This window comes from Kitasatospora sp. NPDC085895 (assembly GCF_040702125.1).
GTDB lineage: Bacteria > Actinomycetota > Actinomycetes > Streptomycetales > Streptomycetaceae > Kitasatospora > Kitasatospora arboriphila.
Map to the genome: position 1 here is coordinate 19,689 of NZ_JBFBJY010000088.1, position 12,892 is coordinate 32,580.

Annotated in this window: 11 protein-coding genes and 1 pseudogene; 9 read left to right on the forward strand and 3 right to left on the reverse strand. The window is 73.8% G+C overall.

Annotation, left to right across the window (positions count from 1 at the left end):
• Positions 1-83: 83 nt before the first annotated feature.
• Positions 84-596 (reverse strand): annotated as a pseudogene (locus AB0442_RS35195) (GNAT family protein); the annotation flags it as partial.
• 198 nt (positions 597-794) lie between these two features.
• Between AB0442_RS35195 and AB0442_RS35200 the strand changes: the two are divergent.
• A complete protein-coding gene (locus AB0442_RS35200; RefSeq protein ID WP_366167631.1) occupies positions 795-1,379 on the forward strand; it encodes a GNAT family protein in 585 nt (194 codons plus the stop codon).
• Between the two features lie 7 nt (positions 1,380-1,386).
• Here the strand turns inward: AB0442_RS35200 and AB0442_RS35205 are convergent, their stop codons facing one another.
• Entirely contained in the window at positions 1,387-1,980 is a 594-nt protein-coding gene (locus AB0442_RS35205; protein ID WP_366167632.1) for a hypothetical protein, read from the reverse strand.
• Between the two features lie 224 nt (positions 1,981-2,204).
• On the opposite strand from AB0442_RS35205, the gene AB0442_RS35210 reads away from it, so the two are divergent.
• Positions 2,205-3,353, forward strand: a complete 1,149-nt coding sequence (locus AB0442_RS35210; RefSeq protein ID WP_366167633.1) for a methyltransferase — start codon at positions 2,205-2,207, stop codon at positions 3,351-3,353.
• 30 nt (positions 3,354-3,383) lie between these two features.
• Here the strand turns inward: AB0442_RS35210 and AB0442_RS35215 are convergent, their stop codons facing one another.
• On the reverse strand, positions 3,384-4,601 hold the full coding sequence (locus AB0442_RS35215; RefSeq protein WP_366167634.1) for a beta-ketoacyl-ACP synthase II: 1,218 nt from the start codon (positions 4,599-4,601) through the stop codon (positions 3,384-3,386).
• A 262-nt stretch (positions 4,602-4,863) separates the two neighbouring features.
• Here AB0442_RS35215 and argC point away from each other — a divergent pair, with 262 nt between their 5' ends.
• The 7 genes from argC (at position 4,864) to argH (ending at position 12,765) form a co-directional block, all read left to right on the forward strand.
• Complete coding sequence (argC, locus tag AB0442_RS35220; RefSeq protein ID WP_366167635.1) at positions 4,864-5,892, forward strand: N-acetyl-gamma-glutamyl-phosphate reductase; 1,029 nt, start codon at positions 4,864-4,866, stop codon at positions 5,890-5,892.
• Positions 5,893-5,918: 26 nt separating this feature from the next.
• Positions 5,919-7,073 (forward strand): bifunctional glutamate N-acetyltransferase/amino-acid acetyltransferase ArgJ, encoded by a 1,155-nt coding sequence (gene argJ / locus AB0442_RS35225; protein ID WP_366167641.1) that lies wholly within the window; start codon positions 5,919-5,921, stop codon positions 7,071-7,073.
• Between the two features lie 19 nt (positions 7,074-7,092).
• On the forward strand, positions 7,093-8,025 hold the full coding sequence (gene argB, locus AB0442_RS35230; protein WP_366167636.1) for an acetylglutamate kinase: 933 nt from the start codon (positions 7,093-7,095) through the stop codon (positions 8,023-8,025).
• Positions 8,022-9,221: an acetylornithine transaminase gene (locus AB0442_RS35235; RefSeq protein WP_366167637.1), complete on the forward strand. Its 1,200-nt coding sequence runs from the start codon at positions 8,022-8,024 to the stop codon at positions 9,219-9,221. Before argB ends, AB0442_RS35235 begins: the two co-directional genes overlap by 4 nt.
• Before the next feature lie 23 nt (positions 9,222-9,244).
• A complete protein-coding gene (locus tag AB0442_RS35240) occupies positions 9,245-9,793 on the forward strand; it encodes an arginine repressor (protein WP_344621668.1) in 549 nt (182 codons plus the stop codon).
• A gap of 261 nt (positions 9,794-10,054) precedes the next feature.
• On the forward strand, positions 10,055-11,248 hold the full coding sequence (locus AB0442_RS35245) for an argininosuccinate synthase (protein WP_366167638.1): 1,194 nt from the start codon (positions 10,055-10,057) through the stop codon (positions 11,246-11,248).
• Between the two features lie 77 nt (positions 11,249-11,325).
• Positions 11,326-12,765: an argininosuccinate lyase gene (gene argH / locus AB0442_RS35250; RefSeq protein ID WP_366167639.1), complete on the forward strand. Its 1,440-nt coding sequence runs from the start codon at positions 11,326-11,328 to the stop codon at positions 12,763-12,765.
• Positions 12,766-12,892: the final 127 nt, after the last annotated feature.

Below are 12,892 nucleotides of genomic sequence, written 5' to 3' on the forward strand. Positions count from 1 at the left end.
GTACGCCGCCGGATCCTGAGCCGCCGCAGGGCCGCCCGCGCCGCGGTGCGCCGACGGCCCGACGACGGCCCGTCGGCCGTGGCGAGATCCCCGGCCAGCAGGTCCATCAGCAGGCCGTCGTGCCAGGTGCCGTCGGTGCCGCGTTCGTACTGCCGCATCACCCCGACCGGGCGGAAACCCACCTTGCGGTAGCAGGCGATGGCGGGCGCGTTGTCCGCCGCCGGGTCGATGACCAGCCGGTGGTGGCCGAGTTCGGCCGTCAGGTAGCGGGCGAGGGTGCGGACGGCGTCGGTGCCCAGCCCGCGGCCGTGCACCGACGGGTCGAGGTACACGTCGATGCCCGCGTGCCGGTAGTCCGGCTCGTCCTCCTCGTGCCACTGGATCGCACCGACCACCCGCCCGCGGTACTCCACGGCCAGCACCGGTGTCAGCTCGTCGGCGAGGTCCGATCTCACCTCGGCGACCATGTCGGGCCCGCCGCGCCAGCGGGCCCGCACCTCGGGCGTGGCCCGGATCCCGGCCAGCGCGGGAACGTCGGCGGGTGTCGCCGGGCGCAGGAGGACGGCGGCGCCGGGCAGGGTCGGCCTGGTCTGCATGCAGGCACGGTACCGGCCCGGGCCCGGGGCGACGTCCCGTCCGCGGAACCGGCACGACTTGTCCGGACCGGCCGCCGTGCGTCACCGCCCGACGGCATACTGTCGCCCGACCGTCGCTGCGCGAGGACGCGGCGGCCGACCGCATTCGCCCGCGCAAATCCCGTTGCCCGGCCCGGTGGTGCCGCACAGAATCGCCGGATGACCGCCGACTTCGCCCACAAACCCGTCCTCACCGGCACCGCGGTGCAGCTGCGCCCCTTCCGGCCGGAGGACCTGCCCGACATCACCGCCGCCCTCGACGACCCCGAGGTGCTGCGGCTCACCGGCAGCGCCCACCGGCCGAATATCGGGGCCGAGGCGATCGCCCGCTGGTACACCACCCGCAACGAGCAGACGGACCGGCTCGACCTCGCCGTGGTGGATCTGGCGAGCGGCCGCTGCGTCGGCGAGGTCGTGCTCAACGAGTGGGACGAACCCAACCTGAGCTGCAGCTTCCGCACGCTGATCGGCCCGGCCGGGCGCGGCCGCGGCCTCGGCACCGAGGCCCTGCGCCTGCTGCTCGGCCACGCCTTCGACGAGCTCGGCCTGCACCGCGTCCAGCTGGAGGTGTACTCCTTCAACCCGCGGGCCCGCCGGGTCTACGAGAAGGTCGGATTCGTCGCGGAGGGCGTGCTCCGCGAGACGCTCCGGGACGGGGACGGCTGGGCCGACTCCACCGTGATGGCCGTCCTGGCGGGCGACTGGGCGCGGCACCGCGGCCGACCGGCGGCCGTGGCGGGCTGACGGCAGGTCAGCGGCCGTGCGGGCGCTCGGCGGGATCGGCGGGCAGGTCGAAGACGTGCTCGCCGTCCGCGGCCCGCACCACCACGCGGTCCGGGCCGTCCCAGTGGCCGTCGACCGGGCCGCCCGTCGCCGGGCCGTGCTCGAAGACACCCAGCAGCCAGTGCCGGGCCGACCAGCCGACGCCCGTCTCCACCTCCACCGACCAGCACGGGCCGACCGCGTGGCGCACCACCGACAGCAGCCGGTCCGCCCGGCCGGGGGCCGCGACCGCCAGCACCGTGTGCTGCCGCGGCGGACCGGCCACGTCCAGGGCGCCGATCAGCACCCGCAGCGCCAGCACCCCGGCCACCAGCACCACCGGGGCCGTGAACAGGCCCCGGCCCGGCCTGCGCGGCGCCAGCACCAGGGCCACGGCCAGCAGGACACCGGCCGCACCGAGCAACGGCACCGGGCGGTCCAGCAGCTCCGCCACCCGCACCCGGCCGCCCGAGCGCGCCGACCACACCCCGGCCGCGTACCCGGCCACCAGCAGCAGCGCCACCCCGGCCGCCGCACCGGCCGGCCGCCATCCGCGTCCGGCCTCCCGCCCCGCCGCAGCCACCGTGCTCCCCCGAACTGCGGCGCCCCCCGGCGCCGCTTCGCCGCAGGCTAACACCGGCCCACGACCGGGCCGTCGGCACCCGGCGCCCGGCCGACGGGCGCACCCGACGGACCGTCACCGGGCGAGCGGCGGAGCCGTCCCCGGCCCGGCGCCCCGCCGTGCCGTCCGCCGGGCCGCCGCGGCCGTCCGGGACGGTGCCACCGGTCGGCTAGCCTGGGGGAACGATGAACCGCTTGAGCACGCCGTGGGGCGAGATCGACCTCACCCGCCACCCCGAGGACCCCCGCGACCGGCTGCGCGCCTGGGACGCCGCCGACGACCACCTGCTGCGGCACCTGGCGGAGAGCGGCACCGACCTGTCGGGCAGCGTGGTGATCGTCGGCGACCGCTGGGGCGCCCTCGCGACCGCGCTCGCCGAGCACCGGCCCGTGCAGATCGGCGACTCCTGGCTCGGCCGGCAGGCCACCCTCGCCAACCTCGCCCGCAACCGCTCCGGCCACGCCGACGGGGTGCGGCTGCTCACCACCCGCGACACCCCGCCTGACCGGATCGACGTGCTGCTCGTCCGGGTGCCCAAGAGCCTCGCCCTGCTGGAGGACCAGCTGCACCGGCTCGCCCCGGCCGTCCACGAGGGCACCGTGGTGGTCGGCACCGGCATGGTCATCGAGATCCACACCTCCACGCTCAAGCTGTTCGAGTCGGTGCTCGGCCCGACCCGCACCTCGCTCGCCGTCCGCAAGGCCCGCCTGATCCACTGCACCCCCGACCCGGCCCTGCCGCGCACCGGCAGCCCCTGGCCGCAGAGCTACCGGCTGCCGGACGGCATCGGCGCCGCCTCCGGGGGGACGGTCCACAACCACGCGGGCATCTTCTGCGCGGACCGCCTCGACATCGGCACCCGCTTCCTGCTCAACCACCTGCCGGAGCGGCGCGGCCCCGAGACCGTCGTCGACCTCGGCTGCGGCAACGGCGTCGTCGGCACCGCCGCCGCCCTCGCCAACCCGGCCGCCGAGGTGCTCTTCCTCGACGAGTCGTACCAGGCCGTCGCCTCGGCCGAAGCCACCTTCCGGGCCAACCTCGGGCCCGACGCCCCGGCACGCTTCGAGGTCGGCGACGGCATGGCGGCGGTCGCCCCCGGCAGCGTCGACCTCGTCCTCAACAACCCGCCCTTCCACAGCCACCAGGCGCTGACCGACGCCACCGCCTGGCGGATGTTCACCGGCGCCCGGCGGGCCCTGCGGCCCGGCGGCGAACTCTGGGTCATCGGCAACCGCCACCTGGGCTACCACGTCAAACTCCGCCGCCTCTTCGGCAACTGCCGCACCGTCGCCGCCGACCCCAAGTTCGTCCTGCTCCGCAGCGTGAAGCGGTGAGTCCGAGGGCAAGCCCCTGAGGTGTCCGTTTTACGCAGGTGTGAACACCAGGGTGGCGTTGTGGCCGCCGAAGCCGAAGGCGTTGGCGAGGGCCGCGCCGACGGCGCCCGTCCGGGGGCCGCCGGTGACGACGTCCAGCTTCACCTCGGGGTCGAGGTCGTCGAGGTTCCGGACGGCCGGCACGATGCCGTCCCGCACCGAGAGCACCGCCGCGATAGCGCCCAGCGCCCCCGCCGCGCCGAAGAGGTGCCCGGTCATCGACTTGGTCGCGGTGACGGCGGGGTGGACGCCGATCGCCTCGGTGATCGACTGCGCCTCGGCGAGGTCGCCCTTGGGGGTGGAGGTGGCGTGGGCGTGCACGACGTCCACCGCCAGTGGTGGGAGGTCCGCGGCGGCGAGGGCCCGCCGCATGGCCCGGACCTGGCCCTCCGGGTGGGCCGCGGTGATGTGGTGGGCGTCGGAGGTGACGGCGGCCCCGGCGAGCGTGGCGTACGGGCGGGCCGTGCGGGCGGCGGCGAAGTCGGCCCGTTCCAGGACGACGACGGCCGCGCCCTCGCCGATGACGAACCCGTCGCGTCCGGTGTCGAAGGGCCGGGAGGCGAGCCCGGGGGCGTCGTTGCGGGTGGAGTGCGCCTGGGCCTGGGCGAAGCCGGCCAGGGTGAGCGGGCAGATGCAGGCCTCGGCGCCGCCGGCGACGACCACGTCGGCGCGGCCGAGCCGGATCAGGTCCAGCCCGAGGGCGATCGCCTCCGCGCCGGAGGCGCAGGCGCTGACGGGGGTGTGGGCGCCGCCGCGGGCGCCGAGGTCGATGCTGACCCAGGCCGCCGGTCCGTTGGCCATCAGCATGGGGACGGTGTGCGGCGAGACCCGGCGCACGCCGGAGGCCTCCAGCACGTCGTCCTGGCCGAGCATGGTCAGTGCGCCGCCGGTGCCGGTGCCGATCACCACGGCGAGGCGTTCCGGGTCGACCTGGGGGCGTCCGGCGTCGGCCCAGGCCTCGCGGGCGGCGACCAGGGCGACCTGTTCGCAGCGGTCCAGCCGGCGGGCCTGCACCCGGTCGAGCAGTTCGGTCGGCTCGACGGCGAGCCGGCCGGCGATCCGCACCGGCAGTCCGGCCGCCCACTCCTCCTCGACGGCGGTGATCCCGGAGGTCCCCGCCAGCATCGCCGCCCAGGTCGAGGCGGTGTCCCCGCCGAGCGGTGTGGTGGCTCCGAGCCCGGTGACCACCACGTCGGTCCGTGCACTCACTGCTGAACTCCTTTGTGAAGCGAACACAACACCGTGCCCGCCGCGATCGTGTCGCCGGTCGGGCCCGTTCGCCACTCTGCCAAGGAACTGATGCTGCCTCGGGCACCGGTCGGCACCGAGTCGGGGCGTAGAAGTTTGTAGGGTCCGGACGGTTGGCGGCGCCGAGGGGCGGGGATCGGGCAGGCTGGTCGTGGGGTGTCCGGAGCTCCTTGCATGAATGTTCCGAGGTGCGTATATTCATGCTTAACCAAGGAGGAACGCCATGGCATTGCGAGTCGCCGTCGCCGGAGCGAGCGGGTACGCGGGCGGTGAGGTGCTGCGCCTGCTGCTCGGCCACCCGGGGATCGAGATCGGGGCGCTGACCGGCGGTTCCAACGCGGGCGCCGTCTTCGGCAGCCTGCAGCCGCACCTGCTGCCGCTGGCCGACCGCGTGCTGGAGCCCACCACCCCCGAGGTGCTGGCCGGGCACGACGTGGTCTTCCTCGGCCTGCCGCACGGCCAGTCCGCCGCCGTCGCCGAGGCGCTCGGCGAGGACGTGCTGGTCGTCGACTGCGGCGCGGACTTCCGACTGAAGTCCGCCGCGACCTGGGAGAGGTTCTACGGCTCCCCGCACGCCGGCACCTGGCCGTACGGCCTGCCCGAGCTGCCCGGCCACCGGGCCGCGCTCAAGGGCACCAAGCGGATCGCCGTCCCCGGCTGCTACCCGACGGCCGTCTCGCTCGCGCTCTTCCCCGCCTACGCGGCGAAGCTGGTCGAGCCGGAGGCCGTGGTCGTCGCCGCGTCCGGCACCTCCGGCGCCGGCAAGGCGGTCAAGCCGCACCTGCTCGGCAGCGAGGTGATGGGCTCGATGAGCCCGTACGGCGTCGGCGGCGTGCACCGCCACACCCCGGAGATGGCGCAGAACCTCGGCCCGGTGGCCGGCGAGGAGGTCACCGTCTCCTTCACGCCCACCCTGGCGCCGATGCCCCGCGGCATCCTGGCCACCTGCAGCGCCAAGGCGAAGCCCGGCACCACCGCCGAGTCGCTGCGCGCCGCCTACCGGGAGGCCTTCGCGGGCGAGACCTTCGTCCGCCTGCTGCCCGAGGGCCAGTGGCCGCAGACCAGTTCGGTGTACGGCTCCAACGCGGCCCTCGTCCAGGTCGCGCTGGACGAGCACGCCGGGCGGGTGATCGCCATCAGTGCGATCGACAACCTGGTGAAGGGCACCGCGGGCGGCGCGGTGCAGTCCATGAACATCGCCCTCGGCCTGCCCGAGGAGCTCGGCCTCCCGCTGAACGGAGTCGCACCGTGAGCCAGCCCGTGACGGATCATCAGAACATCGGCGTGACGGCGGCGAAGGGCTTCCGAGCGGCCGGCGTCACGGCCGGCATCAAGGCCTCCGGCACCCCCGACCTCGCCCTGGTCGTCAACGACGGCCCGCGGTTCGCCGCGGCCGGCGTCTTCACCTCCAACCGGGTCAAGGCCGCGCCGGTGCTCTGGTCGGAGCAGGTGCTGAAGACCGGCTCGCTCGCCGCGGTCGTCCTCAACTCCGGCGGCGCCAACGCCTGCACCGGCCCCGAGGGCTTCCAGGACACCCACGCCACCGCCGAGAAGGTCGCCGCCGAGCTGAACACCGGCGCGATCGAGGTCGCCGTCTGCTCCACCGGCCTGATCGGCGTGCGGCTGCCGATGGACCTGCTGCTGCCCGGCGTCGAGCAGGCCGTGAAGGCGCTCAGCGAGGACGGCGGTCGGGCCGCCGCGATCGCCATCAAGACCACCGACACCGTGCACAAGACCGCCCAGGTCACCGCCCCGGCCGGCTGGACGGTGGGCGGCATGGCCAAGGGCGCGGGCATGCTCGCCCCGGGCCTCGCCACCATGCTGGTCGTCGTCACCACCGACGCGGCCGTGGAGAGCGCGGAGCTGGACGCCGCGCTGCGCGGCGCCACCCGCACCACCTTCGACCGGGTCGACTCCGACGGCTGCATGTCCACCAACGACACCGTGCTGCTGCTCGCCTCCGGCGCATCCGGCGTCACCCCGGACGCGGCCGAGTTCGCCGAGGCCGTCCGCACCGTCTGCGCCGACCTGGCCCGCCAGCTGATCGGCGACGCCGAGGGCGCCTCCAAGGACATCCGGATCGACGTCACCGGCGCCGCAACCGAGGACGAGGCCGTCGACGTCGCCCGCACGATCGCCCGCAACAACCTGCTGAAGTGCGCCATCCACGGCGAGGATCCGAACTGGGGCCGGGTGCTGGCCGCGATCGGCACCACCTCCGCCGCCTTCGAGCCGGACGCGCTCGACGTCGCCATCAACGGCGTCTGGGTCTGCCGCGGCGGCAGCGTCGGCGAGGACCGCGACCTGGTCGACATGGCCGGCCGCGAGGTCGTCATCACCGCGAACCTCAACGCCGGCAGTGCCGCGGCGACGGTGTGGACCAACGACCTCACCGCCGACTACGTGCACGAGAACAGCGCCTACTCGACCTGATCCCGGGGGACAAGAGACCGTGAAGATCGCACCCAAGGGTGAACAGGCCCGCAGCAACGCCGCGCTGCCCAAGGCCCGCACCCTCATCGAGGCGCTCCCGTGGCTGGAGCGCTTCCACGGCAAGACCGTCGTCATCAAGTTCGGCGGCAACGCCATGGTGGACGAGGACCTCAAGGCCGCCTTCGCCCAGGACGTCGTCTTCCTGCGCTACGCCGGCCTGAACCCGGTCGTCGTGCACGGCGGCGGCCCGCAGATCAGCGCCCAGCTCGACCGGCTGGGCCTGGAGTCCTCGTTCACCGCGGGCCTGCGGGTCACCACCCCGGAGACCATGGACGTCGTCCGGATGGTGCTCGCCGGGCAGGTCCAGCGCGAGCTGGTCGGCCTGCTCAACGGGCACGGCCCGTTCGCGGTCGGCATGACCGGCGAGGACGCCCACACCATGACGGCCGTCAAGCGGTACGCCGTGGTGGACGGCGAGCAGGTCGACATCGGCCTGGTCGGCGACATCGTCAACATCGAGGCCGGCGCCGTGAAGGCGCTGATCGGCGACGGCCGCATCCCGGTGATCTCCTCGATCGCCCGCGGCGCCGACGGCCACGTCTACAACATCAACGCCGACACCGCCGCGGCCGCGCTCGCGGTCGCGCTCGGCGCGGAGATGCTGGTCGTGCTGACCGACGTCGAGGGCCTCTACAAGGACTGGCCGAACTCCGACGACGTGATCAGCCAGCTCACCGCCTCCGAGCTGGAGGAGATGCTGCCGACCCTGGCGACCGGCATGCTCCCCAAGATGGAGGGCTGCCTGCGGGCCGTCCGCTCCGGCGTGGGCACCGCCCGCGTGCTGGACGGGCGGGTGCAGCACAGCCTGCTGCTGGAGATCTTCACCGACGAGGGCGTCGGCACCATGGTCGTGCCCGACGACGAACCGACCGTACTCGGGGGCCTGGCATGAGCAACAGCGAACTGACCCAGCGGTGGCAGCACGCGCTGATGGACAACTACGGCACCCCGCGGATCCCGCTGGTCCGCGGCGAGGGCGCCAAGGTCTGGGACGCCGACGGCAACGAGTACCTCGACCTCGTCGGGGGCATCGCCGTCAACGCGCTGGGCACCGCCCACCCGGCCGTCGTGGAGGCGGTCACCCGGCAGATCACCACCCTCGGCCACGTCTCCAACCTCTTCATGGCCGAGCCGACCGTGAAGCTCGCGGAGAAGCTGCTGGAGCTGTTCGGCCGCCCCGGCCGGGTGTTCTTCTGCAACTCCGGCGCCGAGGCCAACGAGGCCGCCTTCAAGATCAGCCGGCTGACCGGCCGCACCCACCTGGTCTCGATGCAGGGCGCCTTCCACGGCCGGACGATGGGCGCCCTCGCGCTCACCGCCCAGCCCGCCAAGCAGGAGCCCTTCCGGCCGCTGCCCGGCGACGTCACCCACGTGCCGTTCGGCGACGTGGAGGCGCTGCGGGCCGCCGTCACCACCGGGACCGCCGCCGTCTTCCTGGAGCCGGTCCAGGGCGAGAACGGCGCGATCCCGCTGCCCGACGGCTACCTGCGGGCCGCCCGGGAGATCACCCGCGCCACCGGCACCCTGCTCGTCCTCGACGAGATCCAGACCGGCGTCGGCCGCACCGGCCACTGGTTCGCCCACCAGGCGTACGAGGGCGTCGAACCGGACGTCGTCACCCTCGCCAAGGGCCTCGGCGGCGGCCTGCCGATCGGTGCCGTGGTCGCCTTCGGCGACACCGCCGACCTGCTCCACCCGGGCCAGCACGGCACCACCTTCGGCGGCAACCCGGTCGTCGCCGCGGCCGGTCTCGCCGTCCTGGAGACCGTCGAGTCCGAGGGCCTGCTGGAGCACGTCCGCAAGATCGGCGACAAGCTGCGGCACGGCGTCGAGGCGATCGGCGACCCGCTGGTCGACCACGTCCGCGGCGCCGGGCTGCTGCTCGGCATCGTGCTCACCCGGCCGGTCTCCGCCAAGGTGCAGGCCGCCGCCCAGCAGGCCGGCTTCCTGGTGAACGCCGCCGTGCCGGACGCCGTCCGGCTGGTGCCGCCACTGGTGCTGACCGAGCAGGAGGCGGACTCCTTCCTCGCGGCGCTGCCGGGCATCCTCCGGACGGTGCGCGGGGAAGCCCCCGACGCGAACAGCTGAGCGGAGTCCGGGAGAATCGTCACATGACCGCACCCCAGTCCGACCAGCCCGCCTCCGGGGCGACGCCGCAGGTCCCGCAGACCCGCACCGCGCGCCACCGGCGGATCGTGGACCTGTTGACCCGTCAGCCCGTCCGCTCGCAGAGCCAGCTCGCCAAGCTGCTCGCCGACGACGGACTGGTCGTCACCCAGGCCACCCTGTCGCGGGATCTGGACGAGCTGGGTGCGGTGAAGATCCGCAACCGGGACGGCGCACTGATCTACGCCGTGCCCGCCGAGGGCGGGGACCGCACCCCGCGCGCGCCGATGGGGGAGTCCGCCAGCGAGGCCAGGATGGCCCGGCTGGCGGGCGAACTCATGGTCTCCGCGACGGCCTCCGGCAACCTGGTCGTGCTGCGCACCCCGCCGGGCGCCGCGCAGTTCCTCGCCTCGGCGATCGACGCCGCCGAGACCTACGAGATCATCGGCACCATCGCGGGCGACGACACGGTGCTGCTGATCAGCCGCGACCCGTCGGGCGGCCAGGCGCTGGCCGACCACCTGATGCAGCTGGCGCAGGCCAAGGCGCAGTAGTCGCACCGCCGCCCCGCACCGCCCCGGTGACCCGCGAGGTCACCGGGGCGGTGTGCATTGCGGAGCATTTCGTGTCCGGCGCAGCGCCGGGACGGTCGTTGACCCTGCCCCGGGGCGGGCCTACCTTGGCCGCGAGCCAGGCCCGGGCCGGGCCGCGTTTTGAAATCCATACGCGGTAGTGCATACTTATGCCTAACGCCGTATGGGACTCGCCCCGCTGTGAGCTCCGCCCCGTTCGTACCGTCTGTGAAGGAGAAAGCCGTGACCGAGCGCGTCGTACTCGCCTACTCGGGCGGTCTGGACACGTCCGTCTGCATCGGCTGGATCGCCGAGGAGACCGGCGCCGAGGTCATCGCCGTCGCCGTCGACGTCGGCCAGGGCGGCGAGGACCTGGACGTCATCCGCCAGCGCGCGCTGGACTGCGGCGCCGTCGAGGCCGAGGTCGCGGACGCCCGCACCGAGTTCGCCGACGAGTACTGCCTGCCGGCCCTCAAGGCCAACGCCCTCTACCAGGGCCAGTACCCGCTGGTGTCGGCCCTCTCCCGGCCGGTGATCGTCAAGCACCTGGTCGCCGCCGCGCAGAAGCACGGCGCCACCATCGTCGCCCACGGCTGCACCGGCAAGGGCAACGACCAGGTCCGCTTCGAGGTCGGCATCAACTCGCTGGCGCCGAACCTCAAGTGCATCGCCCCGGTCCGCGACTACGCGATGACCCGCGACAAGGCGATCGCCTTCGCCGAGGCCAAGGGCCTGCCGATCGCGACCACCAAGAAGTCGCCGTACTCGATCGACCAGAACGTCTTCGGCCGCGCCGTCGAGACGGGCTTCCTCGAGGACATCTGGAACGCCCCGATCGAGGACGTCTACGAGTACACCCAGAACCCGGCCACCGCGCGCGAGGCCGACGAGGTCGTCATCACCTTCGAGGCCGGCGTGCCGGTCGCGATCGACGGCCGCAAGGTCACCGTGCTGCAGGCGATCGAGGAGCTGAACAAGCGGGCCGGCGCCCAGGGCATCGGCCGCCTCGACATGGTCGAGGACCGCCTCGTCGGCATCAAGTCCCGCGAGATCTACGAGGCCCCCGGCGCGATCGCCCTGATCACCGCCCACCAGGCCCTGGAGAACGTCACCGTCGAGCGCGAGCTGGCCCGCTACAAGCGGCAGGTCGAGCAGCGCTGGGCCGAGCTGGTCTACGACGGCCTCTGGTTCTCGCCGCTCAAGCGCGCCCTGGACGGCTTCGTCAACGAGGCCAACCAGAGCGTCTCCGGCGACATCCGGATGGTGCTGCACGGCGGCCGCGCGGTGGTCAACGGCCGCAAGTCGGACCAGTCGCTGTACGACTTCAACCTCGCCACCTACGACACCGGCGACACCTTCGACCAGTCGATGTCCAAGGGCTTCATCGAGATCTTCGGCATGTCCTCGAAGATCGCCGCCCGCCGCGACCTCGCCTGAGCCGCAGCGTCCCCCCGAGCCCCGGCCGCCTCCCCACGGCCGGGGCTCACCCCCATCACCCGTTAGGAGCCCACGCGATGACCGCCGACCAGAACGCCGCCGGCAGCAATCCTGAGCTGCGCCTCTGGGGCGCGCGCTTCGCCGACGGCCCCTCCGAGGCGCTGGCCAGGCTCTCCGCCTCGGTCCACTTCGACTGGCGTCTCGCGCCCTACGACATCGCCGGCTCCAAGGCGCACGCCCGGGTGCTGCACACCGCGGGCCTGCTGAGCGCGGACGAGCTCGACGCGATGCTGGCCGGGCTGGACACCCTGCTGGCCGACGTCGAGTCCGGCGCCTTCACCGGCACCGTCGCCGACGAGGACGTGCACACCGCCCTGGAGCGCGGCCTGCTGGAGCGCCTCGGCCCCGACCTCGGCGGGAAGCTGCGGGCCGGCCGCTCCCGCAACGACCAGATCGCCACGCTGTTCCGGATGTACCTCCGGGACCACGCCAAGACCATCGGCGGCCTGGTGCTCGACCTCCAGCACGCCCTGGTCGGCCTCGCCGAGGCCCACCCCGACACCGCGATGCCGGGCCGCACCCACCTCCAGCACGCCCAGCCGGTGCTCTTCGCCCACCACGTCCTCGCGCACGTGCAGGCCCTCGGCCGGGACGCCGAGCGGCTGCGCCAGTGGGACGCCCGCACCGCCGTCTCCCCGTACGGCTCCGGCGCGCTGGCCGGCTCCTCGCTCGGCCTCGACCCGCAGGCGGTCGCCGCCGACCTCGGCTTCGAGCGGGGTTCGGTCGGCAACTCCATCGACGGCACCGCCTCGCGGGACTTCGTCGCCGAGTTCGCCTTCGTCACCGCCATGATCGGGATCAACCTCTCGCGGATCGCCGAGGAGGTGATCATCTGGAACACCAAGGAGTTCGGCTTCATCACGCTGCACGACGCCTTCTCCACGGGCTCCTCGATCATGCCGCAGAAGAAGAACCCGGACATCGCCGAGCTCGCCCGCGGCAAGTCCGGCCGCCTGATCGGCAACCTCACCGGCCTGCTCGCCACCCTCAAGGCGCTGCCGCTCGCGTACAACCGCGACCTGCAGGAGGACAAGGAGCCGGTCTTCGACTCCTGCGACACCCTGGAGGTCCTGCTGCCGGCCTTCACCGGCATGATGGCCACCCTGACCGTCCACCGCGAGCGGATGGAGGAGCTGGCCCCGGCCGGCTTCTCGCTCGCCACCGACGTCGCCGAGTGGCTGGTCAAGCAGGGCGTGCCGTTCCGGGTCGCGCACGAGGTCGCCGGAGCCTGCGTCAGGACCTGCGAGCAGCAGGGCGTCGAGCTGTGGGACCTGACGGACGCCCAGTTCGCGGAGATCTCCGAACACCTGACGCCCGAGGTCCGCTCGGTGCTCAGCGTGCACGGCGCCATCGCCTCCCGCAGCGGCCGCGGCGGCACCGCACCGAGCGCGGTCGCCACCCAGCTCGCCGAGGTGAAGGCCGACCTCGCCGTCCAGCAGGAGTGGCTGCAGGGCTGACACGCCCTCTTGTCCTCACGGGGGCGCGCCGGGTGACCCGGCGCGCCCCCCCGCGGTGCGGCAGCCGGGTCCCCCGCCCCTGCCCGTCCCCCCGCGCGGCCCCCCCACCACGGGTCCCCGGGGCCCG